This window comes from Desulfobacter vibrioformis DSM 8776 (assembly GCF_000745975.1).
In the GTDB taxonomy this organism is placed as follows: Bacteria; Desulfobacterota; Desulfobacteria; order Desulfobacterales; family Desulfobacteraceae; genus Desulfobacter; species Desulfobacter vibrioformis.
Genome location: NZ_JQKJ01000001.1, coordinates 126,660 through 153,208, shown reverse-complemented (window position 1 = coordinate 153,208; position 26,549 = coordinate 126,660). Strand labels below are relative to the sequence as shown.

Genomic DNA, 26,549 nt, shown 5'->3' with positions numbered 1-26,549 from the left:
TAATTTATTCAGAGGAGCGGTTGTCAAACACCCGTTTGCTCTTTTTTTCTGTCCGGGGCAGATGGCCGTAATCCACCATTTCAACCCGGGACCTGACCAGCAGTTTTTTACGGATCTGGGCGGACACCTGGTCAGCCAGGCCGTTGTTTTCTCCTGCACCTGCATCCTTGGTGCGCTCCACCCGGATGGTCATGTAGTCCCTGCCGTCGGCATCCTGGTTCAGGTGGATCTGGTACTCGCTGCCCACCCCGTCAATACCGCCCAGGATATGATCAATCTGGCTGGGATAGATGTTTACGGCCCTGAAAATGAACATGTCGTCAGTACGGCCGGAAATTCGGGCATGCCGGGGAAAGGGGTTGCCACAGGCGCATGCCCCGGGGATCAGCCGGGTCACATCATGGGTGCGGTAACGGATTAAAGGCGTACCTTGTTTTTTCAGGGTGGTGACCACAAGCTCTCCTTCTTCTCCGGCGGGCAGCGGTTTCAGGGTGACCGGGTCAATCACTTCAAAGATAAAATGGTCGGCCCAGTAATGGAGCCCTGCGTGTTCTGTGCAGTCAAGGCCGGTACCGGGGCCGTAAAGCTCGGTCATGCCGTAGATATCATGGATATGTTTAGCCCCGGTGATCTCCTGGATGCGTTTGCGCATGGACGCACTGTGGCGTTCGGCGCCCAGGATGATGGTTTTCAGTTTGATTTTGTCCGTCAGTTTGCGCGTTTCAAGCTCTTCGGACAGAAGAAGTGCCATGGACGCAGTGGCGCAGAAAACCGTGGATTCAAGATCCAAAAGCATGTCAATGTGCATGTCCACGTTGGCAGGCCCCATGGGCACGGCCATGGCGCCCAGGCGTTCGCAGCCGTTCTGAAAGCCGACACCTGCAGTCCAGAGCCCGTAGCCCACGGCAATCTGAACCCGGTCCGTTTTGGTGATGCCGGCCAGTTCATAGCACCGGGCAAAGATGTTGGCCCAGTTGTCCACGTCCTCTTTTGTATAGCACAGAATCTTTCTTTTGCCCGTGGTTCCGGAAGATCCGTGGATTCGTACGATGTCGGACATTGGGGCGGACCGCAGTGGAAAAGGGTAATCCTCAAGAAAGTCGTGTTTATCCGTAAAAGGCAGATTTTCAAGATCATCCAGGCTTTTAATATCTTGGGGACGGCAACCTGCGGCTTCTATCTTTTTTTGGTAATAGGGGCTGTTGTTATAGGCGTGGGAGACGGTCCATTTCAGACCCTGTTCCTGGATATCGGCTATTTGTTCGCCGGTTATGTTTGAAGGAATAAAACTCATTAATCTACCTTTTTTCAAATAGTTGCATGCCTGACCCAAGCAGGTTTAATACGTTTTCAGCCACTGCAGGTTTTGCCTGGAACTTCTCCTTGATCATACGGGCAAGGCTGTCCGGGCTGAATATATGGGTGTCATTTTTCATGGCACCCAGGAAAAATCCCAGCATGGCCACGTTTTCACTGCGCACATTGCCGGCTTTTTCAGCCAGGGCAGTGGCGTCTCCACAACATACCCGGTATCTGTCATCTTCAACAGGATTGGGGCTGTTCACCACGGCCAGACCGCCGGGTTTAAGAAAATAAGAATGATGGGCAAAGCTTTCTGGTTTCAGGGCAATCAAGGCATCTGCCGTGGCAGGCCGGATCAGCGGTCCTGAAAATTCGCCGATTTTTAGATAGGAAATCACATTGCCGCCCCGCTGGGCCATGCCGTGGGTTTCCGATGTAAGTACGGGAAGATTGTCCGCCATGGCGGCGCCTGCAAGCAGTTTTGTAATGAAAAGAACCCCCTGCCCGCCCAGACCTGAAATGATAATCTGCTGATTATTTGACATGATATTTACTCCTGATTTTCAAGTACAAGTGCGTCCTTGGGGCAGACAAATGAACAGACAGCGCATCCGGTGCAAAGGCCAGGGTCAATGCAGACCTGTTCGGTATCGTTGTTCAGACCCAGGGCCGGACATTCAAAGTGGCTTACGCAATATCCGCAGCCGTCACAGATATCCTTGTTTACGATTACTTTTTTAAAGGATGCTTTGAGTTCGGCCCTGTCCATGTCCAGCAGACAAGGATGTTCGGCAATGACCACGGCTGGTCCGTTTTCTTTGCAATAGGCTTTTGCCTCTTTGAGAATGTCGATAAATGCGGGCAGATCATACGGGTCTGCAATTTTGATGAAATTCACCCCGCAACCTTTGACAATGGCAGGAATATTCACGGCAATACAGGAATCGCCCGAGGCGTCCCGTCCCGAGGCCGGTGTTGGCTGGTGCCCGGTCATGGCCGTGGTGCGGTTGTCCAGAATCACCAGAACAAAAGGAATTTTTTTGGTGACGGTTTCAATCAAGCCGGGAATACCGGAATGGAAAAAGGTAGAGTCACCAATGGTGGAGAAAACAGGCGGTTGCTTTTCGTTTTTGGCATAGGCAATGGTGAAGCCGGCAGCCTGGCTGATGCCTGCGCCCATGCAGGTGACCGTGTCCACGGCCCCGAGGTTGCAGCCCAGTGTGTAGCATCCGATGTCGCTGGTGAAGATACCCTTGGGGGCAGCCTTTTTAATGGCGTAAAAGCTGGCCCGGTGGGGGCAGCCTGCGCACAGGGTGGGACGTCTTCCCGGCAGCATGGTGATCTGCGGGGCCTGATAATCCACACCGGCAAAGGCGCAGATCCGTTCTTCCACGTTTTCGGGCAATAGTTCGCCCACCGGAGAGATAAAGCCCGTGTTTTTCCCTTTGACCCGGTTTTTGTCTGCCAACTGCATCTCGATGACCCCCCAGGTTTCTTCCAGAACCAGGATCTCGTCGTAGGCATTCATTTGCCTGATAAATTCCTTGTGTAAGGGAAAGGGCTGGACCACCTGGTACACGGGGATGTCCAGGCTTCTTTCTTTAATAATATCCCTGGCATTGGCCGCAGCTACACCTGCCACGACAATGGCCTGGCCACACCCTTTGGCCGTGCCGGATACCAGCCGGGGGCGGGTGGGTTCGTAATCTGCGATTTTGGTAAGTTTGGCCTCCAGTTCCTTGTGGAGCTGGAGCCGGAATTTAGGCGTTGCCGCCCATCTGCCCGGATTTTTGTCAAACGCTGCCTCACGCCGCGTCATCTCAATTTTTTCCACATCCATGCTCTGGCGGGAGTGACACACCCGGGTGGTGGGCCGCAGCATCACCGGAATCTCAAAGGCTTCGGACAGTTCAAAGGCAATACCCGCAAGTTCGGCCGCCTGGCCCGGGGAATCCGGATCCAGCACCGGCAGCTTGGCCATGACGGCCATCAGGCGTGAGTCCTGTTCGGTCTGGGAGGAGTGGGGGCCTGGATCATCGGCGCTGATCACTAAAAATCCGCCCTTCACGCCCAGGTATACGGAACTCATCAAAGGATCGGCAGCCACGTTCAGTCCAACCTGCTTCATGGCAACCGCTGTTCTAAGCCCTGCCTGGGCCCCCGCGTAAGCGGTTTCAAATGCCACTTTTTCATTCACGGCCCACTGGGCGTGAATATCCAGATCCATCTCTTTTTTCAAGGAAACAACAGCGGACAATATTTCCGAAGAAGGGGTACCCGGGTAGGCGCAGGCCATCTGGCAGCCGTTTTTGAGCAAACCATAGGCCAATGCCTCATTTCCCAGTATTAATCGTTTTGTATTCATTATTTATATAAAACCTTAAATCATAGTTATTCGTTTCTGCGGACAGTAACATGTCAAAAAATCAAATAAAAATCAATTTATTTGTGGGAAGTTAAGCGCTTTTGCGCATGGGCCGGCAAAGGCGCTGTATAAAACATGGATTATGCGTGGATGGTATCGTTCCCGGACCTGTATTTTATTTCCAGCACGATATAGTGAATCCGATAGAATCAATCTTGATTCCAACCGGTATAAATATTATATATTTAGAATATTTTAATAATCATAATAGAATGTTGATTTTTTATGCCCGGCATGACACCACCATGCTGAGCCAGCAATAAATACATGTTAAAATGACGTCAAACCGGTCCTAACACAAACAAAATATATCGATCCCTATATATTTTTCCTTGACCTTGTATGGGATATTATGTAGATAAAGTAATGTTAAAAAAAAATATGTGAGAATTAAAATTACAATCGCGTTGATTTTTTACGGGATTTTTAGGTTCTGTATTTAACATAACGGCGGATGAATACCGGTCCGCTAACCAAAAAGTAAGGAGAATGTTTTGGCACTACAAAAAGAAGCCCTGGGCAATGACAAATGGTTTGCAGAAGGTAGTCAGGCAGATAATGAAGTTGAGGAATATTACAACACATGGGGCAAAGACTACGAAGACTCAGTAAAAAGCTGGGATTATGACGCACCGGAAAAAGCCGCTGCACTATTGAAAAAATACACGCAGGTTGACGGCACCGTATGCGATGCCGGATGCGGCAGCGGACTAACCGGTGAAGCGCTGAATGCCAGCGGATTTAAAAGCATTGTCGGTTTTGACCTAAGCCCTGATTTTGCCGCCGTTGCCATGGAAAAGGGGGTGTATGAAGATGTACACATTGTTAATATGCATGAAAAACCCTTCCGTTATGACGATAACCAGTTTGCCAATCTCATCTGCATTGGCACACTCACCTATGTGCAAGATGTGCCTGATGTTGTCCGCGAATTTGCCCGGATTACCACACCCGGCGGCATGGTGATTTTTTCCCATCGTACAGATATGATTGATGATGAATTTACCGGACAACTTGAAGCCATCAAGGCCGACAAGACCCTGGAAGAGGTCCTCGTTTCCTCCCCCAAGCCTTATCTGCCAGGGAATAAAGACTTTTCTGATAAAATAAAAATTGTTTACTACGCATACCGCGTATTGTAATCCTCCCGCCTGAATAAGACGTTTCCATAACGTCTTCAGCCCTGGGACCGGCAGCTGTGCTGCCGGTCCCAGGGGCGACCGTACGGCCGGCACAGCCATTGCTGCCGATGCCGGAAAATAATTTTCGCCAAATTGCTTTACCAGGAGGTTCTCAGATGAAAAGACTTATCACGATTTCATTAAGTATTATGATCGCTGTAATGTTCCTTGCACCCTGTCCGGTGTGTGCAAAAAAGCCTGTTAAAATAGGAGTGCTGGTACCCCTGACCGGAATTGCCGCCCAGGGCGGACTGGAAATGAAGTACGGCATTGAAATGGCTGCCCAGGAAAAAGGAACGGTTCTTGGAAGTCCCATTAAGCTGCTGGTTGAAGATACCCAGGTAAAACCGCCCATTGCGGTTTCAAAGGCGGAAAAACTGGTTTACAAAGATGACTGCAAGGCATTGATCGGTGTTTTATCCAGTGGCGTGGGCCTTGCCCTTGCCAAAAACATTGACAAGCTGAATGTGCCCTTTTTAAGCACCCATGTCATGACCACCAAATTTTATGGTCTGCACCCCATGGTTTTCAGATCCGGACAATTGGCCAATGACCAGACAGCCGTCGGCAATGTCAAGGGAATCCTGGCACGGCCCGACCTGAAAAACCGAACCTATTACGTCCTTGTCCACGATTATTCCTGGGGGCATGATGCCGGGGAAAGATTTATCGCACTGGCCAAAAAGAACGGGATTAAAATTTATAACGAAAACTATGACAAAGCCCCCATCAAGACAAAGGACTGGTCATCTTATATCAGTAAGATCAAGGCGTCCGGAGCAGATGGCGTATACATGGCATTTATCACCAACGTGATTCCGGTTTTTGCCAAACAGGCCGCTGATTTCGGCCTCCAGGGCAAAGTGAAACTGGTTTCCGCCGCAGCCCCCGGCCCCCTGGAACTGGCAGCCGGCGGAACGGCCTGCCACGGTATTTTCGGTGTATCGGACTGGTCCTGGGATGTTAACAACCCGACCTCTGACGACTGGGAGATGCGGTTCTGGAACACATATAAAACCATCCCCTCGGATGCGGCCGTTCACAGCTATGTGGGGGCCATGAACCTGTTTAACGCCATTGACAAAGCCGGGAGTACGGATGCCAAGGCCATTGCGGCAGCCCTCAAGGGAATCAGTTACGACGGTCCCTACGGTACGGTACGGATCTCCGCAAAAGACAACTGCATGCGCAATGATGCCGTTCTGACGGAAACCATGGCCGCACCGGACAATCCTTTTGGTGCCAAGGTATATATGAAAGTGCTGGATACATTCCCGGCAGCCGAGCTTGGCCCTCCTGAACAGGAGACCCATGACGATACAAAGGGATAGTGACCTTAAATTATGAGCGGAACACTGGGTATTATAGTCGATATTACATTGAACAGCCTTGTTCTCAGCGGCGTGTTTCTCATAGTAGCCATCGGTTTGAACATTACTTACGGGCTGAGCCGTATAATGAATATGGGGCACGGCGCCTTGTACGCCGTGGGAGCCTACGTAGGTTTTTCACTTGTGGCATCGGGGTTAAACTTTTTTGCCGCACTTTTGATTGCCCCCCTCATTGTGGGGGTGATCGGGCTGATCATCGAACGCACCATTATTGCCCCCATGCGAAAAAGATCCATGGCATACACCTTGATCCTGACCTATGGCCTGATGTTTTTTCTTGACGGCTCGATCAAATACATCTGGGGGAACAAACCCCGTTTCATCGAGCTGCCGGGATTCATGCAGGGCACCCTGCCCATACTCGGTACGGACTACCCGGTTTTCAGGCTGATGACGCTACTGCTGATTATACTCATCATGGGCGCTTTAATGCTGTTTTTAAACAAGACAAAAATCGGGATTATCCTCAGGGCATCCAGCACAATCCCCGAAATGGTTTCTTGTCTGGGCGTGAACATGAGCTATGTGCATATGGGGGCATTTGTTCTTGGATGCGTCATGGCCGGACTGGCAGGAATTATTGCAGGCCCGCTGACCACCATTGATCCGCTGATGGGCGGGGAAATGCTGATCAGTTCTTTTGTGGTCATTGTTATCGGCGGGCTTGGAAGCCTTCGCGGCGCAGTCATTGCAGCCCTCCTGGTCGGCGTGGTCCAGACGTTGGCTGAATTTTTTATAACAGACCTGGCAATGGTAATTGTTTACATCCTCATGGCGGTTATCCTTGCCTTCATGCCCCGTGGTCTTCTTGGTGAGGGAAAGTTTGAATGATGAATCGCACAACAACCATACCCGGCATCAGATCAGGGTTTCATCCCGTTAAAATTGTTTTTATTATCATTCTCCTTTCCGGCCTGGCCGTGTTTCCTTTTGTCTCGGGCAACCGGTTTTACATCAGCCTCATCACTGAAATGATGATATACGGGCTACTGGCCATGAGTCTGGACGTGCTTTTAGGTTACACCGGCTTGTTGTCGTTCATGCACAACGCCTATCTTGGAATCAGTGCCTATGCGGTGGGATTGTTTTTAATCCATGTATCCCCGACATCCTTCTGGCTGGCCTGTTTGGCCGGCATTGCCTTTACCTGTGTTGTGGCCCTGCCCGTGGGGTGGGTCCAGGTCAGGACCGGGGGGCTGGCCTTTGCCTTGCTGACCCTGGCATTCGGCATGATGTTCCATACCATTGTATGGAAATGGTATGATGTAACCGGCGGGGATGACGGATTAATGGGAATGCCCAATCCGGATATCAGCCTGTTCGGTATCTATATCGGAAATTCCGGGGACCCGCTGGTGATTTACATGTTCACACTGATCATTGTAACCTTTTGTTTTTTCCTCACCCGGAGAATCATCAATTCACCTTTTGGCGCGGCCCTTGAAGCCATTCGCGAAAATGAGAGCCGGGCCGCCTTTATCGGTATTAATGTTAGAAAATACAAACTGCTTGGCTGGATGATGGCCTGCCTGCTCGCCAGCATCGCAGGGGCCTTATTTATCCTGTATAAAGGCTATGTCGGCCCGTCCACCATGAGTGCCTTTGCCGGGGCCGGTGTCCTTATGATGGTCCTTTTGGGCGGCATGGGATCACTTTGGGGTCCTCTGGCGGGTGCGGTCTTCTTTATTTATATCCAGGACTACATCAGTACGATGACAGAGCATTGGGAGATTTTTCTCGGGCTTGTGGTCATCTTTCTTGTCCTGTTCATGCCGACCGGATTTGCCGGCCTGGCCGGTCATATCAGACGATTGAGAAAGGAGTAACCATGAAAGGATTACTTTGTACACAGAATTTATGCTGCCAATTCGGCGGTGTAATGGCAACCCATGATGTTTGTTTCAATGTTGACCACAATGGATTAACCTCGATTATCGGTCCCAACGGTGCCGGAAAGACCACTTTTATCAATATTGTCACCGGAAAAATCGGGGCCAGTTCCGGCAAGGTTTTGTTCAAGGATAAAGACATTACCAACACGCCCACCCATGAACTGGTTAAAATGGGTATCTCCAGGACCTTCCAGATCAACAGCCTGTTTGAAAACTTAAGTGTATTTGAAAACTTGAGAATTGCCAGACAGGCCAAAGTCGGGGGCTCTTTTCGCATATTTTCTTTGAAACAAAAATTAAAACCGGTCATTAAAGATACATGGGCCATGCTGGAACGGCTGGGGTTAGAGAAGATGGCTGCCCTGCCGGCCAAAAACCTGGCCTATGGTGACCAGCGGGTGCTGGAGGTTGCCATTGCCATGGCCGGAGACCCCAAAATTCTGTTTCTGGATGAACCAACAGCCGGCATGTCACCTTCGGAAACCCATCATATTGCAGACTTGATCAAAGATCTGGCCAGTGATATCAGCGTTGTCCTGGTGGAGCACGATATGGATATGGTCATGCGGATTTCAGACCGGATCACGGTCCTCCAGGACGGTTGCATCATTTCAGAAGGTACACCCCAGGAAATTCGCAACAATCAGCAGGTCAGAGAGGCATACCTTGGAAAAGCGGCATAAGATCCTTGAAATTGAAGATATGCAGACCTATTACGGCGACAGCCACGTTATCCAGGGGCTTTCCATGCACGTGTACGAGCAGGAAGCCGTTTCAATTATCGGGCGTAACGGTGCCGGGAAAACCACAACCTTAAGATCCATTATGGGCCTGACCCCGCCCCGGTCCGGCAACATCTATATTGACGGCCGGCAAACCACCCGGTGGCAGCCCCACAAAATTTCCCGGCTGGGGGTAGCCTATGTGCCTGCGGAACGCCACATTTTTCCGGGATTGAGTGTTGAGGAAAACCTGCGCCTGGCAGCCAGGCCAGGCAGCGGTGAAAATGCCTGGACATATGAAAAAGTGTGCGGGCATTTTCCGGTGCTGGCCGACAGATCCCATCAGGACGGCGCCACCCTGAGCGGGGGTCAACAGCAGACGCTGGCCATTGGCAGGGCCCTGATCAGTAATCCCCGGATCATTATCATGGACGAGCCCTCCCAGGGTCTGTCACCGATCCTGGTCCAGACCATTACGGATGTGGTTTTAAAATTTTGCGTCCAATCGGGGATCACCCTTTTGATTGTCGAGCAAAATTACCAAATGGCACTCAAGGTCGCCGACAGGCACTATCTTATGGACACCCGGGGGGAAATTGTCAATAATCTGACCACCCGACAGCTTGAGGATAATCCTGAGATCATTCAATCCCATTTATCGGTTTAAACCCGGCATAGGAAAAATTTTTGATCACCACCACGGGTAAACCGGGCATTTGACCCGGGTCCCCCCCCACACAACAAAATCCGAAAGTCAGCTCCCGGTCTGCCGAAGTGTCTCCCATAAATACGGCACAAAGACAAATCAACACGAAAACAGATATAAAATGAGCTTTCTGATTTCATATTTTCGCACCTTTAAGAGTGCTAATGATGGGCTGAAAATAGCCATGGCTATTAACAATAGTCTGGACCTCTGAACCCATCATTGGAGGGATTCCGGTTTTGACATAGTCTGCAGTTTGAAAGTTGAGCTAATCCCCCACAATGCTTCTGTTATTGAGCGCTGCTTTGAAATAGGCCTTGGCGAGCATAAATAGACATAAGTGTCGCTTTAACTGTTTTAAACTTTAAGAATCAAAAGAGGCGCTCCTTGATTTCTACCTAAATAAGGTGACAACAATAAAGTCCTTTAATATGTAAGCAGCGGTTGTACCGGATCATCACGAAAGCTAAGATAGTCAATATTCCACTTTTTAAGTTGTTGAGATTGAGCATAAGTTATTACCTCATCTGCAATTGGCTGGCAACCGACGAGCTCAATATTTTGCCAACTGCCGCTATCAGCGTTAAAGCAAAACTTTTTAAAGGCTTCGGAAATAGATTGTGCTGCCTTTTGGGTTGCAGCTTCTGCCGCTAAGGGGTTTATCTCTGTGCTATATAAAAGATAAATATCAAGCAGATATAAATCATCAGCTTCTTTTTCAACATTTTCACCATTGTCGATGTCAAAGAAAACAGCGATAATATGCTGACCTAAAGGCTTAAGGGTTTTAAAAATGGCTTTGTACAGTCCCTTCTGCTCTTTAAGACGACGGTCAAATTCATCTGGAAATGCAGAACGATGATACCTTGCTGCCAACCAGCGCTGGAGAGTTAAAAGTTCTTTTCCAAGAAGCTTAAATCCATAATCAGGCTGCAATGGAAGTAGGCTCTGCTTAGATATTGACTGTTTACTCGTCGCCCATAGTTCAAAGTGAGCGTCAGTGTCCCCATGCTTTGCCGATAAATGAAGTTTTCTAGCGTTCTTGGAATGGGTACAATTCCCGTCGATAGCCGTAATGATTGTTCCAATAATGATTTCTATTTCAGGTTCAACTTCTGGGTTGTTGGAGATATCACAATCATGAGAAATGATAATAGGAATTTCTAAACCCTTTTTCTCCGGGGCTACAAGCTTAAGAGTTACAGCGTCATCTCCAGTCATGAACTGTCCTTGCCGCCATAGTATTCCCCCACGCTCCCAATCCACCATTAAATATCAACCTTCTCGTTGAAAACAGGAGTACCAAGATCATCATAGCTGTTACGGGAGAGGCGAGGTCTATTACCAAGCTTTGTTTGCAAGGAATTGCGTTGGCTATCTTCACGACGGAGGATTTCAACCAGTGTATAGGCTGCTGTTTGGGCTGAACCTCCATCTCTAACTATTTCGAAGAAATTTTTTCCTTCTGAGATACGTCTTTTAAGTATCTGTGCAGTTGCAATTAGCCCTTCCTTTGCAAAAACATCCGCCGCTTGAGCAAGATCGGCTAAACGAGCAGCATTTTCTGGCGCGATTGCTTTTCCTGCTTGCCATGAGTAGACTGCTTGACGAGAAACTCCAAGTGCATTTGCAAGGTCTGTCACTGCTGGATGTAAAATACTTCTAATTTGATCAAGATTATCTGCTGGGCTACGCACTCCAGCTAATTTACTTGATGTTATGATTGGGCTATAATTTGCAAATGCATATCCTTTCGTTCCTCTCTCCTTCATGTAAGCGGGAGTGGCTGCGCCACCCGTTCCGACACAAAGGCCAAATGCTATAACTCCAGCAGCAACAGCTTTTTGACCAGGCCAGCGCATCTTCCTGTAATTTTCATCAGATCCTGTTGAATTCATAGAATCACTCCCAGACTTTCAAGGCATTATCCGTAATAGTTAAACGAAAGGCCTTGATAATCTCATTATGTATTGCATCAACACGTTCACGTACTTTTTCCAGGTTAAAAGATTCACGTAGTTCAATAAAGCCATCCGTATCAAGAATAGCATGCAACCCATGTAAATTTATAAATTTTTCGTCAATTTTAAGCATACTCGAATGTATGTCGGGAGGCAAACCCAATTTCCCATTTTGAATAATCGTCCTTGCAAGAAGATTAATTTCATCCTTTCTTACGAGCGTTTCGGAAAATGAATGTATTGTGTTTCCTTCCAATTTATCAGCGATCCCAAGAACTGATTCCGTCAAATACTTAGATAGATTCTCACCATCCTTGGGAAAAACTGCATCAAGATAACGAATGCCAATTCGGTCAACGTAGGATAGTTCAACCACCTCGTGCACTACTTTTAACCCTTTTAAGAAGTCTTCTGAGAACTTCTCAAACGTTTCATATTTTGTAGTTTGAAGGGTCAAGGCGCCCTCATCAAGAATAAACCCCGATGTGCCTTCCATGTTGGAAAACATAAATCGACGAGTTTGGCTCACTGGTATGTGGGGATTACCCTCACCCTCAACCATTGGAGGAGAAATATTTAAGGTGGAGATGACCCCTCGCTTTACATCTGGATACTGCTGTTTCCTCAGACATTCTTGAATCTTTGGTGCATACGATTCCAACGCAAGGATGGAATTGAATCGCACCTGTGCAATAGTAAAATACACTGGAGCATTACTCATTTTTTTGCCCATATCCATCCCTCCCCATTTTAAGTTTACATCTTACTTGACACTTTACATCCTGATTGACAGTGTGTCAAGATTGGGATTTCGTTGAAAACAAAAGTCTCGATTCAGGATCGGTATGCTGACTGTAATTCCAGTGGGAACTAATAATTATTTCTTGGGAATCAATCATAGCGTAGAAACGCGAGGGACACTTTCTTTATTTATTATTTCCGTTACTGTACGAAAACTCACCAAAAACAATTTAATGACATAAAATAGACTGAGCAATTATGGTATTTATGTAGTGTGTAATCCTTGCCAGTAAAGGCGTTGATTTCATTTGTTATTGTGGGCCTGATATGCAAAATCAGGCAGATCAAATCGTAATATTTGAGGCGCTGTTTTCATTTAAAAAAATTGCGCTTTACCGCTTTAGATTCTGAATTGGTTTCCACATATCTGGCATTTTAATTTTGCTGGGATTACCACCCCAAAGCATGATTTGTAGATCTCTTGGCAACAATTGTACAACTTCAGTATCATGAGGCCACCAACTGATTTTTCCCTCTGAGTATCTTTTTATACACCATTGAATTCCATGGCCATCATAGGTTAGTAAGCCTATTTGGATTTCATTTTTATCTCTGAAGGCATAAATATCTCCTGAGAAATAATCTAATCTGTATCTTTTACAAATGCCTGTTATTTGATCGATAGAAATATCAAAACTGATATGTTCTGGAATCGCGAAAATAATTGACTGTGGTGGTATGTATATCATGTTTTTTGTCGATTCCTTAAGCCTGTCAAAGGTTTATCCGATGCTTTCATTGGTTATAAATATAATCAAAACCTGACCCGATCCCCCCCCCCTCTATTTTTCGGGTTTCGGTGATGGCAACATCAGTTGCAAGATCTGCTCGAACACATTATTGAGCGAATAATCGCTATTTCCTTGCCAATGCTGCATGGCAATTATTTCTCGCAAGGAGAGACGCCCCTTTAGGCTGGATATCCCATCTTCATAGAAATGAATGGGCATACGTTCAACTTCCGAAATGGATTTTTGAAACCCTTCCATCATTAGGGGATATGCGGCATTGGCTTTTTCTATAGGGTTCTCGATAGTGGACGTATCCCTCCTCAGGCCGTCAATCAGGCCATCGGGATCAATCACCTCTTCCAGTCCCTTATCGAAAAAATCCTGATGTTTAGGGACAAAGCCTTTCGAACCATCATGAAACTTGTTCAAAACAGTGATGTCTTTGGCCTTAGCGGCTTTTCTTGGTAAATACTTGTCGAAAAACACGACTGCTTTGATGGCCCGGTCAAAGGAATTGAGATCCAGAATCATTTCCCCCTTGTTTCTGAAGAAAAAAGCCCCAAGAACGATCGGTCTTCTTTCAATAGGAATATCCTTATATGTGCCCTTGAACTTCAATCTCTTAGCTTCCGCCTCGTACAGCCATACCCATCTATCTTGAACCGGATCATGTTCCATACAACGAAGCTTTAAAAACACCCGACTTATTTTTTCTGGATTCAACAAATCATAATGCAATCTGGCCAGCATATAAATTTCTTTGGTCATCGTAGTTAGGAGCCTTCTCCCGTCATTCTCACCTCGAGGCATTGAATCCTCTGACACCTCTATTCTGCGCGCCAGCGATTGCCTGTTGGTGGTATCATGGATTGACATCTTTTTCTTAAGTCTCCTTTTCTTCATCTTTTTCGCTTTTTTCCCCACAAGCTACTCCCAATGATTGAATCACCAGGAAAACGTGCTTTCTCCGATTTTTAAGTTCTTATCCTTACTCTCTATCTCTTTTAGATGCAATTCATATATTTCCAAAGCCTTTATGGAAGCGCTGTTGGACCCTTTTGTTATTGAGGACCTGAGATATAAAATTGGGCCGATCAAACTGAAGTGTTTTAGGTGAAGACTACCTCCAAAACAAGATCCATTTTTTGTATGGAAGACCACCTTGGAGTTTCCCTGTGAAGCAAGTGGCTGTCAAGAAAAAGACTTTTCCGCTTTACCCAGTTCCTAAAATTCTGCTTGTAAAATGTTATCACCGATGAACAGGTGTTGGCGGTCATGGCCGGCGGTAAAAGTTGACTTAAAATTTTTACCCTTCGGGGAAGCCATGAAAATTTTATCTTCGGCGTTATCAAAGTTTTGTGGTAGATTACGACAACTTCAACCGTATGCCTTGAAGCTCAAATCCTTATGACGTCTGCAACGTTGGGGTTAATCATCGATTTTAAGGATGGTTTTCGCCGGTTTAAAAAGGAATTAAATAAGGTAGATGAATATTGAATTACAGGAAATACGCAGCTTTCTGGCAAACAACCATCCATTTGGCCTATTGTCGGAAAAAACCTTGTCCGACTTGCCGGAAAAGCTACAGATACGCTATTTTCGCAAAGGTTCCGAGATACCCGATACCGGAACCCTGTTTGATCACTTTTACTTGATCCGTACCGGAAAGGTGGAACTTAATACAGCAAACGGTGAGCTGCAGGCCCGCCTCGGTGAAAATGATATGTTTGGATATCGTTCATCCCACGTCGGAAGCCGGGACAAGCTCAAAGCATTTGCCATGGAGGACACCCTGGTATATCAGCTCTGCGCTGCTGATCTATGCTGGATTTGCGATCAAAATGCCCAGCTCAACAGTTTCTTCGATACCTCGGATGAAGTGCAAAGTAGATGGCAGCGTCAAGCCATAAGCCTGTTCAGTCAAAGTGATCAGGCCCAGCTCAACTTGATGCTTACACCGGTCAGGGAACTGTTACGCCGCACCCCGGTCAAAGTGCCGGTTACAGCCACCATACAGGAGATTGCCCAGGTAATGAACCAAAAGCGTGTATCTTCAATCCTTATATACCACGAACCAGAACGCCGCGAACAAAAACTGATCGGGATTGTTACCGACCGTGACCTGCGCAACCGGGTTATTGCCAAGGACCTGGATCTTAACGACAGGGTAAGTGAAATCATGACCGAGAACCCGGCTAGGATTAACAGCAGCGATTTTGTTTTTAAGGCCCAACTTCAAATGGCCCGCTACAACGTCCATCATATGCCGGTGATGGCCAACAACCGCCTGGCGGGCATGATTACCGCCACGGATCTCACCAGACAGCACACCTGCTCTACGGTCGATATTGTCGGTGATATCTACAAACACACTGATATTGACAAGATAAAGGAGGTAACGGCAAAGATCCCCGAGCTGCTGGTCAATCTGGTCGCCTCCGGGGCAACAGCCATGAGCGCAGGGCACCTGATTACGTCTATCACAGATGCCGTCACTACACGTCTGCTTCAGTTGGCCGAAAAAAGACTGGGGCCTGCTCCCGTGACCTACGCCTGGGTCGCCGCTGGCTCCCAGGCCCGAGAGGAACAGATTGCCAAGACGGATCAGGATAATATCCTGATCCTGGCGGATGATTACATTCCCAAAGAGCATAGCAAATACTTCAGTCTGCTGGCCAGACATGTCTGTGATGGACTCAACGCCTGTGGTTACGTCTACTGCCCCGGCGACATGATGGCGACCAACTATGATTGGCGCCAACCCCTGAAAGTCTGGAAAAAAAATTTCAACCAGTGGATTGACCAGCCTGAGCCCGAAGCCCTGATGCTGACCAGTGTTTTTTTTGATTTACGTTGCATATACGGCAACCGGAGCCTGTTTCAAAACCTGCGTGAGCATGTATTAGGCAAGACCCGCGGCAATCGTATCTTCCTGGCCCATATGACAAGGAACGCGCTTTCCCGCCAACCACCACTTGGATTTTTTCGTAATTTTGTATTAATCAAAGGAGGAGAACACGACCATACATTTGATGTCAAGCTCAACGGCATTGTCCCCATTGTGGACCTTGTCCGTATCTACGCCCTTGCCCTGTGCAGTAACGCAATCAACACCCTGGATCGCCTTTATTTGATGGAAAGCAGCAAAGCTATCTCTAACGACAGTGCCAGGGATCTGCACGATGCGCTTGAGTTTATAAGCAATCTGCGCATCCAGCACCAGGCAAGACAGGTCAAAGCCGGCAAGGAAATGGACAACTTTGTGTCACCGGACAACCTTTCGCATGTTGATCGCAACCTCCTTAAAGAAGCATTCCTGGTGATTCGTAACATGCAGTCAGTGATGAAGTATCGATACCAGCGGTAGACCAGAAATTATGTCAATCTGGAAATATCTGTTCAGCCTTGACAAGAGGTCACAAAATTCACCGTAAAGCTTTGGATTAAATATTTTCATTTGGTTGCGGGGTTCCCGCGTTAGGATAAATCACCACATCAGACTATCCCTGTTACTCCTGCGGAAGCTGAAAACGTGGTAGATAAGTTTAAGTGGTTGGGAGGAAAAATCATATGTACAAAAATCAGCACTATCTACCATTGCTGAATACACTTCCATGCTATATACTTTACATATATAGCGAACTAATTATAGGAGACTGGCCATGGATGTAGGAACCGTCTTTGTAAATAATAGAACCCAAGCGGTAAGATTACCGGTTGACAGCCGATTCCCGGAAAATGTGAAAAAAGTTGTTGTGCGTGTTGTCGGCAAAGACCGTATACTTTCACCTGTGGAAAACACATGGGATAGCTTTTTTCTTTCTGAAGATGGCGTCTCAGATGATTTTATGACGGAACGTGCTTCACAAGAACAATCAGAAAGGGAATCTTTTTAATGCTGAAATATATGTTGGACACCAATATCGTTATTTATGTGATTAAGCGTCGACCACTTGAAGTATTGGACATTTTTAACGCCCATGCAGGCCGGATGTGTATTAGTTCAATCACGTTAGCAGAATTATTACATGGTGTTGAAAAAAGCGCTATGGTGTCACACAATCTGCGAAAAGTAGAAGATTTTGTATCCCGTCTGGAAGTCCTTCCCTATGATGATAATGCCGCCGCCCACTATGGAAATATCAGAGCGGATTTAGAAAAGAAAGGTACCTCTATCGGGGTCAATGATCTGCATATTGCAGGCCATGCCCGAAGTGAATCTTTAATCCTGGTTTCTAACAACATACGTGAGTTTGTGAGAGTCGATGGTTTACGGCTCGAAAATTGGATAGAAACAAGCTCAAGCCCTTAATCTTTTTTATGACGTTAGTGCCTTACTCCTGAGCTTCTGTCACAAAAAACAAGAAATTGTTAGACTCCTTTCTTCTTGTTTCTAGTTTCCAGTCTCTATTTTCTGCGGCTCTGCCGCCTTAGAACATTCTTATCAGCTCTGCAATGCTCTTGACGAGTTGTCCATGTCCTTCGTGAAGGTAGATTCCTATTTGCGCGATCAACGAATATGCTACGGCAAATTGGGCCAGAGCATAGCCGGCAACAGTGAACTGGCTGACGCTGATAACACCAAACCCGAATTGGGATAATGTGAAAATGCCACATGCAAATTGTCCGATGGCGATGATGCCTTTTGCCGGGACAGGTATCCTGTTTGGACTGTACTTGAATGAGATGTGAACCCATGGCCACCCGAACAGGATTGCTTTTGATTTGTATTCAAAACCCCAGCCATCCCATTTTTCTTTGGCTGGGAACGGTGCTCCGCACTGCGGACAAGCCATTGCTTGTTCGGATATCTGGTGCCGGCATTCGCGACAAGGTTTCATCTCCCCTCCCCCTTTTTTCAGCCAATCAGATAAGTGCCGGTTCCTGTAGCGATCCGGACATCCTGTTCATTGTAAAGGTCAATTTTTGATATCAATTCCAAGAACCTTGTTGAACGGCAGCATCTCAAGGTAGTATTTTCTTATATTCTCAATCACATGTTCACTCATACAATTCTGCTCAATTTTAAATTTTAGATTCCGTGATATATATCGTACCAACGGCAGCGGCACAATGAACGAGATTATTGATTTTTCAAATTGTTTTATGTAACGTGGATAAAATTTACACGCACAAATGGCTTTGACGGCATCCGGCAAGTTTCTCCTGGTGCCAATATCTGTTTTCTATGATGCCATATGTTTGAATTAAGACGGAGAAGAAAATGATACTATTTTTATTGGCAGGCATGGTTTCATTGGTATTTGTATTCGGAATGGGAATTTATGCTCAAGCAGCCGAAACAGACATAATTCCAACGGCAAAAGGCGATTTGAAAATAACCTTGATCGGCCACGGAACCCTTATGTTTAAATATAGCGGGAAAATAATCCATGTCGATCCATGGACAAAGGTTGGAGATTATACATCCCTACCAAAAGCGGATCTGATCCTGATTACGCATCATCACCGAGATCACTTGGATATAGCGGCTCTGGAACAAATCATAAAAGATAACACCATTGTTGTGATGACTCAAAAATGCGCTGAACAAATCGAAGCCATGAAATGGTCTCCGATCCTCATGGCAAATGGAGACAAAAAAACAGTGAGTGGATTTCCAATCGAGGCCATCCCGGCATACAACCTGGTCCATAAACGTGAAAACGGTACGCCCTTTCATCCAAAGGGTGAAGGCAACGGATACATCCTCACATTCGCAGATAAGCGCATTTATGTGGCAGGAGATACTGAAAACACGCCGGAGATGAAAGCTTTGGAAAAGATTGATGCGGCCTTTATTCCGATGAATCTGCCATATACCATGGATTCAGCAATGGCAGCCGATGCCGTTAAGGCATTTAAGCCCAGGTTGGTTTATCCTTATCACACGACAAGCAACGAAGAGGATCAAGTGCCGGGCTTCATTGAATTAATGAAAGGATTTGATGACGTTGACATCCGGATTTTAAAATAGCGCATGTTTCCAATTCACCGGGGAGCTGTATGCCACCCGGTGAATTGGCCGGCGATATGCCGTCTTTTGTATCGAAAATTTAAAAAACGGTTTAAATTTTTTTCCCTATATAAAAAGCATACCCATAGTAATCTTTGTACTTTTGATATAGTTGAGCTTCATGCCGCTGGTTTGCGATAAATTCTTCGGCATTTTTGTTGCCGGCATTCTGTTTCAAGAAAACTTCATCTGCTTCTACTTTGGGCGCAAAGTAATTTGCCGTCCAGCAGTTTTCAGGCAAAATAAAAGCGGCGACCGGCATATACCCGGATTTTTGCATCTGCGCCACCTTATTGGAAACCGTGTCTATTTCCGGATAGGCATCCATCCAGAACGCTTCGATCTCTGCAGGGCGTTCCTCTGTAAACCATGTTCCTTCCGAAACTGCAAGATAGCCCCCTGTTTTCAGAAATTTGCGCCATTCATTAAGTCCCCGTTCAAAGCCAATATTGTAGATCGCACCTTCGGACCATATAAGATCCAACTGCCCATCCTTGAAGGGAAGATCATCCATTGATTTAACAATACCTTTGACTCTATCCTGAAGATCAAGTTGTTCAGCATTCTGATTAAACAGGTCGATAAAGGCAGGAAATATGTCGATCCCTGTAATATTCCCCGGTGCATGCTGTGCTAATATCATTGTCTGTCCACCTGATCCGCAGCCAATGTCTGCAACAAGTGATTTATCGTTAAGATTGTCGATAAAACTCAATGCTTTGATGGTTACTTCCGGGCTCCCCGGCCCCTGTCGTTTCAGACTCGCAAAATATTGGCCGATCAATTCCAAATCAAACTTATGAATTGATTTATATTCATCGTTCATTATTCTCTCCAATGCTGAGGCTGGTTAAGTACATCAGAACATTCCACCGTTCCCTTGGCTTTGCCGATAATCCCGGAAGAAAGCTCAATTACCATCCAGGCGCCCGCATGTTCTTCCGGGATCGGATATGGTGCTTTAAACCCTAATTTGCCGGCAGGAGCGAAACCCGTGTAGATTCCCATGAACGAATCCTCTTTTTTTCTCAAGCTTCAATACCTATTGAAACCTAAAATCAATGAGTTACGAATGTACTTTGATTAAATTTGAAAAGGTATCGGCCATGAGAAAAAAAATCTCACTTTTAAAACTTGGCGTAACATCCTGTTATCAAAATGAATTTAAATGCGTCCCAAGTTATTTTACAAAAAAATATCTTTTTCAAATTCAACCACTATGGGCTGGAAGCCCATAGAATGCTATCGAGACTGAAAGTCTCGCTCTCAGCTAAAGCTGACTGAAAGGGGCAAGCTAAAGCTTGTGTGTTACGATTGAAAATCATTCAATCACAAAATTATCATCCTGATGATTGGGATGATTTTCATGATGCTTCAAGTATTCCTGAATCATGTCGTCTGTCACATGACCAGAACTAAACGCGGCATAACCAATTCCCCAAAAGTGTTTACCCCAGTAGCGTTTACCAAGTTGAGGAAATTCTTCCTGGATTTTTCGGGAGCTTCTCCCTTTCATGAAACGGACCATATCGCTTATCGAAAGTTTGGGCGGATATGAGACATAGAGATGGACATGATCCTTACTGACACGGCCTTGGATAATATGGATATCATAACTATCGCAAACCTGGCGAATGAGATCTCTCAATCGGTACCCAACCTCTTCAGTCAGCACTTGATACCGATATTTAGTCACCCACACTAAATGGACTTTTAAATCATGTACCGTATGTGAACCTTTTCGATATGACCTCATACAATTCAGATACTAAAAGTCTTGGACTAAAGTCCATAGTTTTTACTACCGACTGGGACAATAAAAAAAATTTAGGTATCTTAAATAAAGAATCGTAGCCCCCCCCCTCTTATCCCCCCCAAAGGGGGGAGGAGGATGCCAAGGCATGGGCGGTTCCTGCTATCTTAAAATTCCCATCTTACGAGAAAGTTTTTTTCCCGTGAAATGTAACTGTAAGTGAGAATTTTTGCCGAATCTCAGGTACTCAAACGGTGGAATCTACAAGCGCAACACAGGCAGAAGAAACAACCAGATCATGGGAACAATTGTCTCATACCGTACAAAAATCAAACCTTAAACAAGCCATTGAGAAAACTGAACTAAATCAGATGTATTATGAAAATAAGGGACGGGAAAAAAATGTTTTGACCTGTGAAACGATCATCAGGATATTGAAAACAAAACTTGAAGAAATCAATCAAGAAGAATGATCAAGAAGAGATTATTATGCAAATCACTTACATCGGTACAATAGAGACACCGTTTGAAGACCGCGAAGGCATGCCGATTCAGCCTGCCGGCGCCAAAGATGTTCAGGGCCGGATTATCATCCATCCGGAGTATGAACAAGGCCTGTCAGACATTGACGGATTTTCTCATCTGATCCTGCTCTACCATTTTCACCAGTCCGAGGGATTTGATCTTGTGCTCACGCCTTTTATGGATACTGAACCAAGGGGGCTGTTCTCCACCCGGGCGCCCCGGCGTCCCAACCCCATCGGGCTGTCCATTGTTCGCCTGGTCAAAAGGGAAAAAAACACTATTGATATTCTGGATATTGATGTTTTGAACAACACCCCGCTCATTGACATTAAGCCGTATGTGCCGGGCTTTGATGCCAAAACTGAAAATGTCCGGTCGGGGTGGCTGGAGGAAAACCAGGTTAAAGCCCAAACCATGACCTCAGACAGCAGGTTTATCTGACAGATTCAGCCGATTTCATTCATTAAAATGCTGTGAACCTCATTAATTAAAAAAAATTTTTATGCAACGTTGGGGGTAATTCGGGGGCAGGCATTAATTACATGCATGTCCCCGAATTCACGAATTAATATAAAATTAACCCGTTGCCTGTGCCATAGCCCGTTTAAACCCGGCCATTGAGTTTACAATGGCCTGTTCAGGCACAGCATAGGAGAGCCGGATATGGCCGGGGCCGCCAAATCCGGAACCGGGAACGGCCAGGATGTTCTCTTTTTTAAGCAGACCCGCAAATTCCACATCATTTTCAATGGGGGTCTTGGGGAACAGATAGAATGCACCTTCGGGGATGTTGAATTCGTAGCCTGCAGCCGCAAGCCCCTCACAAATCATATCCCTGCGTTTGCGGTAGATGTCGATATCCACACACACGCCCTGCAGTTTTCCCACCACCTGCTGGAACAGGGCCGGGGCGTTCACAAACATCATGGTGTTGGCCACGCCCGCGGCTACCGCAATCAGTTCCGCATCTTCAGCCCCAGGATGAACCGCAAGATATCCCACACGTTCGCCGGCCAGGGAGAGTTCCTTGGAATAGGAGGTCAGGACAATGGTATGGTCATATACGCCGAACATCCAGGGCACATCCACATCATAGGCGATCTTGCGGTAGGGTTCGTCCGAAAGCAGGTAGATGCGTTTACCAAACTCCCGGCTTTTCTTTTCCAGAAGCTGACCCAGTTCGTCCAGCTCCTGTCTGGTGTAAACCACGCCCGTGGGATTGTTGGGGGAATTGATGAGCATAACGCGGGTATTTTTATTAATGGCTGCTTCAATGGCCCCAAGATCCAGATGAAAGTCGGGCCTGGCAGAGACGGTTTTAAGGCTGGCTCCGACAATAAAGGCGTACTGGTTGTACCCCACAAAATAGGGGGCCGGCACCAGGATCTCTTCGCCGGGATTGACCAGGGCTTTTAAGGTATCATTCAAAGCACCCGCGGCCCCCACACTCATAATCACCAAATCCGAAGTCATCCCAACGCCGCACTGGGCGTTCAGGTAATCGGCTATGGCCTGGCGCACCCAGGGATATCCTGCATTGGGCATATATCCATGGGAGGTTGCGGCATCGTTGACCAGGTCCAGAACCGTTTCCTTGACCACCGGCGGCGGCGGCACATCGGGATTTCCCAAAGAAAAATCAAACACATTATCAGCCCCGAACTGTTCTCTCATCCGGATGCCTTCCTCAAACATTTTTCTGATCATGGATGCGGATTTTACTATTCCGACCATCTTGTCTGCAATGGGCATGGCAGTACCTACCTCTTTTGTATGTTAAGTGTAAATCAGTATTTAAAAAAGCCACCATAACGTAAAACGCATTAAACCAAAACTTTTAATTTTTCCACACACAGGGCAATCTCATGAAACATATTCTGGTGATATCCTGCGGAGCAGACGATTCATCCCAGTCCGGCAGAACAAGATCAAAAGAGACTTGAGCCCTTGAATTTGATAAATATCGAATTATATTCCAACGGTGTTTTGCTAAAGGCAACGGCCCTCAACCTGTAACAAAAATCCCCGGAGACCCTGTATGTCACAAGAAAAACCCCTTCCCCCCGGTGTAATCCTGCAACGGGACGGTAAAACATTTGCCGCCCGCATCACGCCGCCTTCCGGGAAACTCAGCGCCCGGGATCTGGAAAAAATGGCTGAACTTGTCCGGGCCTATGAGGTGCCGGCGGTGAAGCTGACCTCGGGACAACGTATTGAATTTTACGGGCTCAGCAGGGAAAAGATCCAGGCCCTGTGCGACGCCATGCCATTCAGACCCGGCGGACACTATGTCCAGGCATGTCCGGGGACCCAATGGTGTAAATTTGGCAAGCAGGATGCCATGGGACTTGCCCAAATCCTTGAGGAAAAATTCGGCTCCGTTCCAACACCGGCCAAAATCAAACTGGGCATTTCCGGCTGCACCTTCAGCTGCGCAGAATCCCGCATCCGGGACATCGGATTCATCGGCACACCCAAAGGCTGGCGCATGTTTGTGGGCGGTAATTCCGGCATGAAACCCAGAATCGGTGATGAACTGGCAAAAGGCCTGTCCACGCAAAAGGCCCTTGAGCTTTGCCAAAAATTTCTCGATCTTTACTGCGAAACCGCCCCGGCCAAGCAAAGGACCTCCCGTTTTGTTGAAAAGATGGAGATCCAGACCATCAAAGAGAAGTTAGGTCTCTATCTTTAGCCCAGGAACGTCTTCAATATTCATTCGGAAAAAACAATGGAATTAAACACAACCTTTGTAAACCCTGACACCTTAACCACCCGGCACCCCTTTGACAAACTGTTCCCCATCCAGGAAGAGACCCTGGCTGCCATAAGCCAGGACATGGAGGTAAATGGGTTTGATCCGGTATGTCCCCTGGTGGTCTGGAAAGAGGAAAATGTACTCGTGGACGGCCACACCCGATTTGCAGCCGCCAGAAACATGCACCTGGATCAGGTGCCGGTGGTATATAAATCCTTTGAGGACGAGGATGACGCCCTGCTTTACAGCTTTCATGCCCAGCGAAACCGGCGCAACATGTCTGACGATAATATTGTAAAGTGCCTGGCGCTTTTGGATGACATGCACAAAAAAGATGACGCGGATCAAAAAACCACGCGCAAGGCGGAAAACGAAATCCGGGCCAAAGAGCTGGGCATCAGCCCCCAAAAGGTGGATAAAGCCAGAAAAGTCATGGAATACGGCAGTCCAGATATCCAGGAACAGGTTCAATCCGGGGAAAAATCCATTAACAAGGCCTTTAACGAAGTCCAGGCCCAACGCCGTGAAAGTGGTGAAATTCGAGGCAGGGAGACCGACGGGCTCGGGCTTTCGGCAAAGTACACCCAGTCCCTGGGAAAATTTCTCAAAGAGCTGACCCGTATCCGGGAAAACGGATGGCAGGAGGTCAGCCAGGAGAAAGCCGTGGCCGATCTTGAAGCGATCCTTGACCTGATCAGGGACCAAGGGCCATGGAAACAATAAAATCCACCATAGTGGGTGGACCTTTCTTCTGTTTAAAAATACATTATAATCCGCATGAGCCGTCCGAAACTGACATTACGTCTATCCACACAGCAAGTTCGCTTAGCGCAACGGATTCCATCAGATACGGCTGCCGGTATCTGAACGCCATGTCCTGAATCCGCGCCAGCAAAGCGGCCATGGACCAGTCGTTCACCGGCTCCCGGGATTCTTCATACCGGTCCGACACATACCCCCACATATGCTGGAGCGCGTTTTTTAATCCACCCCGGGATGGCGGGGTTCTCAAGGTTTCCACCAGAAGGCGGGCCAGGCTGCTGAAATCATCCCCAGGACCCATACAGGCCACATCTGCGCCGATTCTTTTGTACAGGGGCACATCCCGGGCCATGACCGCGTATTTATGCTGACGCCACATCTGCTGGGCATTTTGGGGCAACCGAATGCGTCCCGGTTCCTTGTTCCGGTATTTTTCCATGAGCAGCCGGATCTGGACATAGGGTTCATCAATAAATGTATCAGGCCACAGTCCTTTGTTTTTCCGGATGCGCACAGGCGATTGCTCATTATACCCCCGCAACTTCATCTCTGCGGCTAAAAGCTGGTGGCGTTTGTTCAGTGCCCAGCCAAAATCCATCCAGCGCAGGGTTTCCGGGTGCCGGGAATAGCCTTTTTTGTGGTTGACAATAATGGAAACCACGCCGTGAAGTTCCCGGTGTTCGCCTAATAAACTCTGGCGGTTCAGGTATCCTGGATGAAGATCCCAGATTCTCATGAAAATTCCTTAACTGGGCTCAGGTATTGATCAACGATTTGAGCAGGGAAATCTCTTTGGCCCAGATGTTATTGTCAGGTGTTTCCAGAATCATGGGAATATTGTTCAGGCGCTTGTCTTCCATGATCTGCCGGAAAGCGGCAAGGCCAAGCTGGCCCTTTCCTAAGCTTTCATGCCGGTCCACCCTGGAATTAATCTGCTTTTTGGCATCGTTCAGGTGCATGCCCTTTAATTTTTCAAAGCCGATAATTGAGTCAAACAGGTCCCAGGTTTTCTCATACCCTTCCCGGGAAACAAAATCATATCCGGCAGCAAAGGCGTGGCAGGTGTCAATGCACACCCCGATGCGGGATTGATCGTCCACCCGCTCAATAATGGTTTTTATCTGTTCAAAGGCAAATCCCACATTGCTGCCCTGGCCTGCGGTGTTTTCAATCACAGCCATGACATCCGGCACCTTTTGAAGGGCAAGGTTAATGGACTGGGCAATGGTTGCAAGACACTCATCCATGCTGATTTTCTTTAACGTGGAACCCGGATGAAAATTGAGCATGGCAATGCCAAGCTGACGGCACCGCTGCATTTCATCCATGAACCCAAGTCTGGATTTTTCCAGGGCCGCTTGTTCCGGGTGGCCCAGGTTGATGAGATAGGAGTCGTGGGCAAGAATCTGCCCGGGCCCGAACCCCAGATCCCTGCAGTTTGCTTTAAACTCATTGATGCTTTTGTCTGATAAGGGCCTGGCCTGCCACTGCCGCTGATTTTTTGTAAAAAGGGCAAAACAGGAGGCGCCTATTTTTTGGGCATTGATCGGCGCGTTTTCAACGCCGCCTGCCGCACTCACATGGGCACCCAGATATTTCAATTTTTTCTCCTTTTATGACAGATAG

At 47.2% G+C, this 26,549-nt stretch carries 29 protein-coding genes; 14 read left to right on the top strand and 15 right to left on the bottom strand.

All coding sequences use genetic code 11. The features are described 5' to 3' along the window. Positions 1 to 4: 4 nt before the first annotated feature. From Q366_RS00635 to Q366_RS00625, 3 genes are read right to left on the bottom strand one after another with little or no spacing between them, the layout of a single operon-like run. Entirely contained in the window at positions 5 to 1,294 is a 1,290-nt protein-coding gene (locus tag Q366_RS00635; RefSeq protein ID WP_035235389.1) for a phenylacetate--CoA ligase family protein, read from the bottom strand. Between the two features lie 4 nt (positions 1,295 to 1,298). After that, complete coding sequence (locus Q366_RS00630) at positions 1,299 to 1,847, bottom strand: 2-oxoacid:acceptor oxidoreductase family protein (RefSeq protein WP_035235386.1); 549 nt, start codon at positions 1,845 to 1,847, stop codon at positions 1,299 to 1,301. 5 nt (positions 1,848 to 1,852) lie between these two features. Continuing rightward, a complete protein-coding gene (locus Q366_RS00625; protein ID WP_035235383.1) occupies positions 1,853 to 3,667 on the bottom strand; it encodes a thiamine pyrophosphate-dependent enzyme in 1,815 nt (604 codons plus the stop codon). Positions 3,668 to 4,221: 554 nt separating this feature from the next. Here Q366_RS00625 and Q366_RS00620 point away from each other — a divergent pair. The 6 genes from Q366_RS00620 (at position 4,222) to Q366_RS00595 (ending at position 9,580) form a co-directional block, all read left to right on the top strand. Further along, positions 4,222 to 4,869 carry a class I SAM-dependent DNA methyltransferase gene (locus tag Q366_RS00620; protein WP_035235380.1) on the top strand — a complete coding sequence of 216 codons (648 nt, stop codon included), beginning with the start codon at positions 4,222 to 4,224 and terminating at the stop codon, positions 4,867 to 4,869. Positions 4,870 to 5,024: 155 nt separating this feature from the next. Next, the gene (locus tag Q366_RS00615; RefSeq protein WP_035235377.1) at positions 5,025 to 6,239 is read left to right on the top strand and encodes an ABC transporter substrate-binding protein; all 1,215 of its coding nucleotides are present in this window, start codon (positions 5,025 to 5,027) and stop codon (positions 6,237 to 6,239) included. A 12-nt stretch (positions 6,240 to 6,251) separates the two neighbouring features. Beyond that, positions 6,252 to 7,130 carry a branched-chain amino acid ABC transporter permease gene (locus Q366_RS00610; protein WP_051957730.1) on the top strand — a complete coding sequence of 293 codons (879 nt, stop codon included), beginning with the start codon at positions 6,252 to 6,254 and terminating at the stop codon, positions 7,128 to 7,130. Further along, positions 7,127 to 8,125 (top strand): branched-chain amino acid ABC transporter permease, encoded by a 999-nt coding sequence (locus Q366_RS00605; protein WP_051957729.1) that lies wholly within the window; start codon positions 7,127 to 7,129, stop codon positions 8,123 to 8,125. The genes Q366_RS00610 and Q366_RS00605 overlap by 4 nt, the downstream gene beginning before the upstream one ends. Before the next feature lie 2 nt (positions 8,126 to 8,127). After that, positions 8,128 to 8,874: an ABC transporter ATP-binding protein gene (locus Q366_RS00600; protein WP_035235374.1), complete on the top strand. Its 747-nt coding sequence runs from the start codon at positions 8,128 to 8,130 to the stop codon at positions 8,872 to 8,874. Further along, positions 8,858 to 9,580 (top strand): ABC transporter ATP-binding protein, encoded by a 723-nt coding sequence (locus Q366_RS00595; RefSeq protein ID WP_051957728.1) that lies wholly within the window; start codon positions 8,858 to 8,860, stop codon positions 9,578 to 9,580. Before Q366_RS00600 ends, Q366_RS00595 begins: the two co-directional genes overlap by 17 nt. Positions 9,581 to 10,045: 465 nt before the next feature. On the opposite strand, the gene Q366_RS00590 is transcribed toward Q366_RS00595, so the two are convergent. From Q366_RS00590 to Q366_RS00570, 5 genes are all read right to left on the bottom strand, one after another. Further along, positions 10,046 to 10,840, bottom strand: coding sequence for a hypothetical protein (locus tag Q366_RS00590; RefSeq protein WP_156968077.1), 795 nt, complete (start codon positions 10,838 to 10,840; stop codon positions 10,046 to 10,048). 47 nt (positions 10,841 to 10,887) lie between these two features. Continuing rightward, on the bottom strand, positions 10,888 to 11,517 hold the full coding sequence (locus tag Q366_RS00585; RefSeq protein ID WP_156968076.1) for a hypothetical protein: 630 nt from the start codon (positions 11,515 to 11,517) through the stop codon (positions 10,888 to 10,890). Between the two features lie 4 nt (positions 11,518 to 11,521). Next, positions 11,522 to 12,313 (bottom strand): TIGR04255 family protein, encoded by a 792-nt coding sequence (locus Q366_RS00580; RefSeq protein ID WP_035235734.1) that lies wholly within the window; start codon positions 12,311 to 12,313, stop codon positions 11,522 to 11,524. Positions 12,314 to 12,713: 400 nt separating this feature from the next. Then, positions 12,714 to 13,070 (bottom strand): IS66 family insertion sequence element accessory protein TnpB, encoded by a 357-nt coding sequence (gene tnpB / locus Q366_RS00575; protein ID WP_035235369.1) that lies wholly within the window; start codon positions 13,068 to 13,070, stop codon positions 12,714 to 12,716. A gap of 93 nt (positions 13,071 to 13,163) precedes the next feature. Continuing rightward, on the bottom strand, positions 13,164 to 14,036 hold the full coding sequence (locus Q366_RS00570) for a hypothetical protein (RefSeq protein ID WP_245619833.1): 873 nt from the start codon (positions 14,034 to 14,036) through the stop codon (positions 13,164 to 13,166). Positions 14,037 to 14,598: 562 nt separating this feature from the next. Between Q366_RS00570 and Q366_RS00565 the strand changes: the two genes are divergently transcribed. The 3 genes from Q366_RS00565 (at position 14,599) to vapC (ending at position 17,424) form a co-directional block, all read left to right on the top strand. Beyond that, complete coding sequence (locus tag Q366_RS00565) at positions 14,599 to 16,479, top strand: DUF294 nucleotidyltransferase-like domain-containing protein (RefSeq protein ID WP_035235367.1); 1,881 nt, start codon at positions 14,599 to 14,601, stop codon at positions 16,477 to 16,479. Between the two features lie 295 nt (positions 16,480 to 16,774). Next, complete coding sequence (vapB, locus tag Q366_RS00560) at positions 16,775 to 17,008, top strand: type II toxin-antitoxin system VapB family antitoxin (protein ID WP_020586094.1); 234 nt, start codon at positions 16,775 to 16,777, stop codon at positions 17,006 to 17,008. Further along, positions 17,008 to 17,424: a type II toxin-antitoxin system tRNA(fMet)-specific endonuclease VapC gene (gene vapC / locus Q366_RS00555; protein WP_035235365.1), complete on the top strand. Its 417-nt coding sequence runs from the start codon at positions 17,008 to 17,010 to the stop codon at positions 17,422 to 17,424. The genes vapB and vapC overlap by 1 nt, the downstream gene beginning before the upstream one ends. A 118-nt stretch (positions 17,425 to 17,542) precedes the next feature. On the opposite strand, the gene Q366_RS00550 is transcribed toward vapC, so the two are convergent. Beyond that, positions 17,543 to 17,953 (bottom strand): zinc ribbon domain-containing protein, encoded by a 411-nt coding sequence (locus Q366_RS00550; RefSeq protein ID WP_035235364.1) that lies wholly within the window; start codon positions 17,951 to 17,953, stop codon positions 17,543 to 17,545. Positions 17,954 to 18,336: 383 nt separating this feature from the next. Here Q366_RS00550 and Q366_RS00540 point away from each other — a divergent pair, with 383 nt between their 5' ends. Continuing rightward, positions 18,337 to 19,089 (top strand): MBL fold metallo-hydrolase, encoded by a 753-nt coding sequence (locus Q366_RS00540; protein ID WP_035235361.1) that lies wholly within the window; start codon positions 18,337 to 18,339, stop codon positions 19,087 to 19,089. Positions 19,090 to 19,180: 91 nt separating this feature from the next. Here Q366_RS00540 and Q366_RS00535 read toward each other — a convergent pair whose 3' ends face one another. The 3 genes from Q366_RS00535 to tnpA form a co-directional block, all read right to left on the bottom strand. Further along, positions 19,181 to 19,954: a class I SAM-dependent methyltransferase gene (locus tag Q366_RS00535; RefSeq protein WP_035235360.1), complete on the bottom strand. Its 774-nt coding sequence runs from the start codon at positions 19,952 to 19,954 to the stop codon at positions 19,181 to 19,183. Beyond that, positions 19,954 to 20,160, bottom strand: coding sequence for a hypothetical protein (locus tag Q366_RS00530; protein ID WP_211251849.1), 207 nt, complete (start codon positions 20,158 to 20,160; stop codon positions 19,954 to 19,956). The genes Q366_RS00535 and Q366_RS00530 overlap by 1 nt, the downstream gene beginning before the upstream one ends. A gap of 289 nt (positions 20,161 to 20,449) precedes the next feature. Continuing rightward, complete coding sequence (gene tnpA / locus Q366_RS00525) at positions 20,450 to 20,884, bottom strand: IS200/IS605 family transposase (protein ID WP_035235357.1); 435 nt, start codon at positions 20,882 to 20,884, stop codon at positions 20,450 to 20,452. Between the two features lie 251 nt (positions 20,885 to 21,135). On the opposite strand from tnpA, the gene Q366_RS00520 reads away from it, so the two are divergent. Next, positions 21,136 to 21,354: a hypothetical protein gene (locus Q366_RS00520; RefSeq protein ID WP_035235356.1), complete on the top strand. Its 219-nt coding sequence runs from the start codon at positions 21,136 to 21,138 to the stop codon at positions 21,352 to 21,354. A 16-nt stretch (positions 21,355 to 21,370) separates the two neighbouring features. Next, entirely contained in the window at positions 21,371 to 21,847 is a 477-nt protein-coding gene (tsaA, locus tag Q366_RS00515; protein WP_035235355.1) for a tRNA (N6-threonylcarbamoyladenosine(37)-N6)-methyltransferase TrmO, read from the top strand. Positions 21,848 to 21,982: 135 nt separating this feature from the next. On the opposite strand, the gene Q366_RS00510 is transcribed toward tsaA, so the two are convergent. Then, positions 21,983 to 23,158 (bottom strand): pyridoxal phosphate-dependent aminotransferase, encoded by a 1,176-nt coding sequence (locus Q366_RS00510; RefSeq protein ID WP_035235354.1) that lies wholly within the window; start codon positions 23,156 to 23,158, stop codon positions 21,983 to 21,985. Between the two features lie 286 nt (positions 23,159 to 23,444). Here Q366_RS00510 and Q366_RS00505 point away from each other — a divergent pair, with 286 nt between their 5' ends. Both Q366_RS00505 and Q366_RS00500 read left to right on the top strand, forming a co-directional pair. Continuing rightward, a complete protein-coding gene (locus Q366_RS00505; protein WP_035235353.1) occupies positions 23,445 to 24,098 on the top strand; it encodes a nitrite/sulfite reductase domain-containing protein in 654 nt (217 codons plus the stop codon). Positions 24,099 to 24,134: 36 nt separating this feature from the next. After that, on the top strand, positions 24,135 to 24,884 hold the full coding sequence (locus Q366_RS00500; RefSeq protein ID WP_035235351.1) for a ParB N-terminal domain-containing protein: 750 nt from the start codon (positions 24,135 to 24,137) through the stop codon (positions 24,882 to 24,884). Positions 24,885 to 24,927: 43 nt separating this feature from the next. Here Q366_RS00500 and Q366_RS00495 read toward each other — a convergent pair whose 3' ends face one another. Both Q366_RS00495 and nfo read right to left on the bottom strand, forming a co-directional pair. After that, positions 24,928 to 25,659, bottom strand: coding sequence for a DUF1722 domain-containing protein (locus Q366_RS00495; RefSeq protein WP_035235349.1), 732 nt, complete (start codon positions 25,657 to 25,659; stop codon positions 24,928 to 24,930). A 19-nt stretch (positions 25,660 to 25,678) separates the two neighbouring features. Continuing rightward, positions 25,679 to 26,524, bottom strand: coding sequence for a deoxyribonuclease IV (nfo, locus tag Q366_RS00490; RefSeq protein WP_035235347.1), 846 nt, complete (start codon positions 26,522 to 26,524; stop codon positions 25,679 to 25,681). Between the last annotated feature and the right edge of the window lie 25 nt (positions 26,525 to 26,549).

What these genes read in the sequence shown, in the direction of transcription:
- Q366_RS00635 (WP_035235389.1), bottom strand. Translation starts at nt 1,294, where the DNA reads ATGAGTTTTATTCCTTCAAACATAACCGGCGAACAAATAGCCGATATC.
- Q366_RS00590 (WP_156968077.1), bottom strand. Translation starts at nt 10,840, where the DNA reads ATGACTGGAGATGACGCTGTAACTCTTAAGCTTGTAGCCCCGGAGAAA.
- Q366_RS00585 (WP_156968076.1), bottom strand. Translation starts at nt 11,517, where the DNA reads ATGAATTCAACAGGATCTGATGAAAATTACAGGAAGATGCGCTGGCCT.
- tnpA (WP_035235357.1), bottom strand. Translation starts at nt 20,884, where the DNA reads ATGAGGTCATATCGAAAAGGTTCACATACGGTACATGATTTAAAAGTC.
- Q366_RS00600 (WP_035235374.1), top strand. Translation starts at nt 8,128, where the DNA reads ATGAAAGGATTACTTTGTACACAGAATTTATGCTGCCAATTCGGCGGT.
- vapB (WP_020586094.1), top strand. Translation starts at nt 16,775, where the DNA reads ATGGATGTAGGAACCGTCTTTGTAAATAATAGAACCCAAGCGGTAAGA.
- tnpB (WP_035235369.1), bottom strand. Translation starts at nt 13,070, where the DNA reads ATGATATACATACCACCACAGTCAATTATTTTCGCGATTCCAGAACAT.
- Q366_RS00625 (WP_035235383.1), bottom strand. Translation starts at nt 3,667, where the DNA reads ATGAATACAAAACGATTAATACTGGGAAATGAGGCATTGGCCTATGGT.
- Q366_RS00495 (WP_035235349.1), bottom strand. Translation starts at nt 25,659, where the DNA reads ATGAGAATCTGGGATCTTCATCCAGGATACCTGAACCGCCAGAGTTTA.
- Q366_RS00610 (WP_051957730.1), top strand. Translation starts at nt 6,252, where the DNA reads ATGAGCGGAACACTGGGTATTATAGTCGATATTACATTGAACAGCCTT.
- Q366_RS00605 (WP_051957729.1), top strand. Translation starts at nt 7,127, where the DNA reads ATGATGAATCGCACAACAACCATACCCGGCATCAGATCAGGGTTTCAT.
- Q366_RS00510 (WP_035235354.1), bottom strand. Translation starts at nt 23,158, where the DNA reads ATGCCCATTGCAGACAAGATGGTCGGAATAGTAAAATCCGCATCCATG.
- Q366_RS00550 (WP_035235364.1), bottom strand. Translation starts at nt 17,953, where the DNA reads ATGAAACCTTGTCGCGAATGCCGGCACCAGATATCCGAACAAGCAATG.
- Q366_RS00615 (WP_035235377.1), top strand. Translation starts at nt 5,025, where the DNA reads ATGAAAAGACTTATCACGATTTCATTAAGTATTATGATCGCTGTAATG.
- Q366_RS00500 (WP_035235351.1), top strand. Translation starts at nt 24,135, where the DNA reads ATGGAATTAAACACAACCTTTGTAAACCCTGACACCTTAACCACCCGG.
- Q366_RS00565 (WP_035235367.1), top strand. Translation starts at nt 14,599, where the DNA reads ATGAATATTGAATTACAGGAAATACGCAGCTTTCTGGCAAACAACCAT.
- Q366_RS00505 (WP_035235353.1), top strand. Translation starts at nt 23,445, where the DNA reads ATGTCACAAGAAAAACCCCTTCCCCCCGGTGTAATCCTGCAACGGGAC.
- tsaA (WP_035235355.1), top strand. Translation starts at nt 21,371, where the DNA reads ATGCAAATCACTTACATCGGTACAATAGAGACACCGTTTGAAGACCGC.
- Q366_RS00580 (WP_035235734.1), bottom strand. Translation starts at nt 12,313, where the DNA reads ATGGGCAAAAAAATGAGTAATGCTCCAGTGTATTTTACTATTGCACAG.
- vapC (WP_035235365.1), top strand. Translation starts at nt 17,008, where the DNA reads ATGCTGAAATATATGTTGGACACCAATATCGTTATTTATGTGATTAAG.
- Q366_RS00535 (WP_035235360.1), bottom strand. Translation starts at nt 19,954, where the DNA reads ATGAACGATGAATATAAATCAATTCATAAGTTTGATTTGGAATTGATC.
- Q366_RS00540 (WP_035235361.1), top strand. Translation starts at nt 18,337, where the DNA reads ATGATACTATTTTTATTGGCAGGCATGGTTTCATTGGTATTTGTATTC.
- Q366_RS00630 (WP_035235386.1), bottom strand. Translation starts at nt 1,847, where the DNA reads ATGTCAAATAATCAGCAGATTATCATTTCAGGTCTGGGCGGGCAGGGG.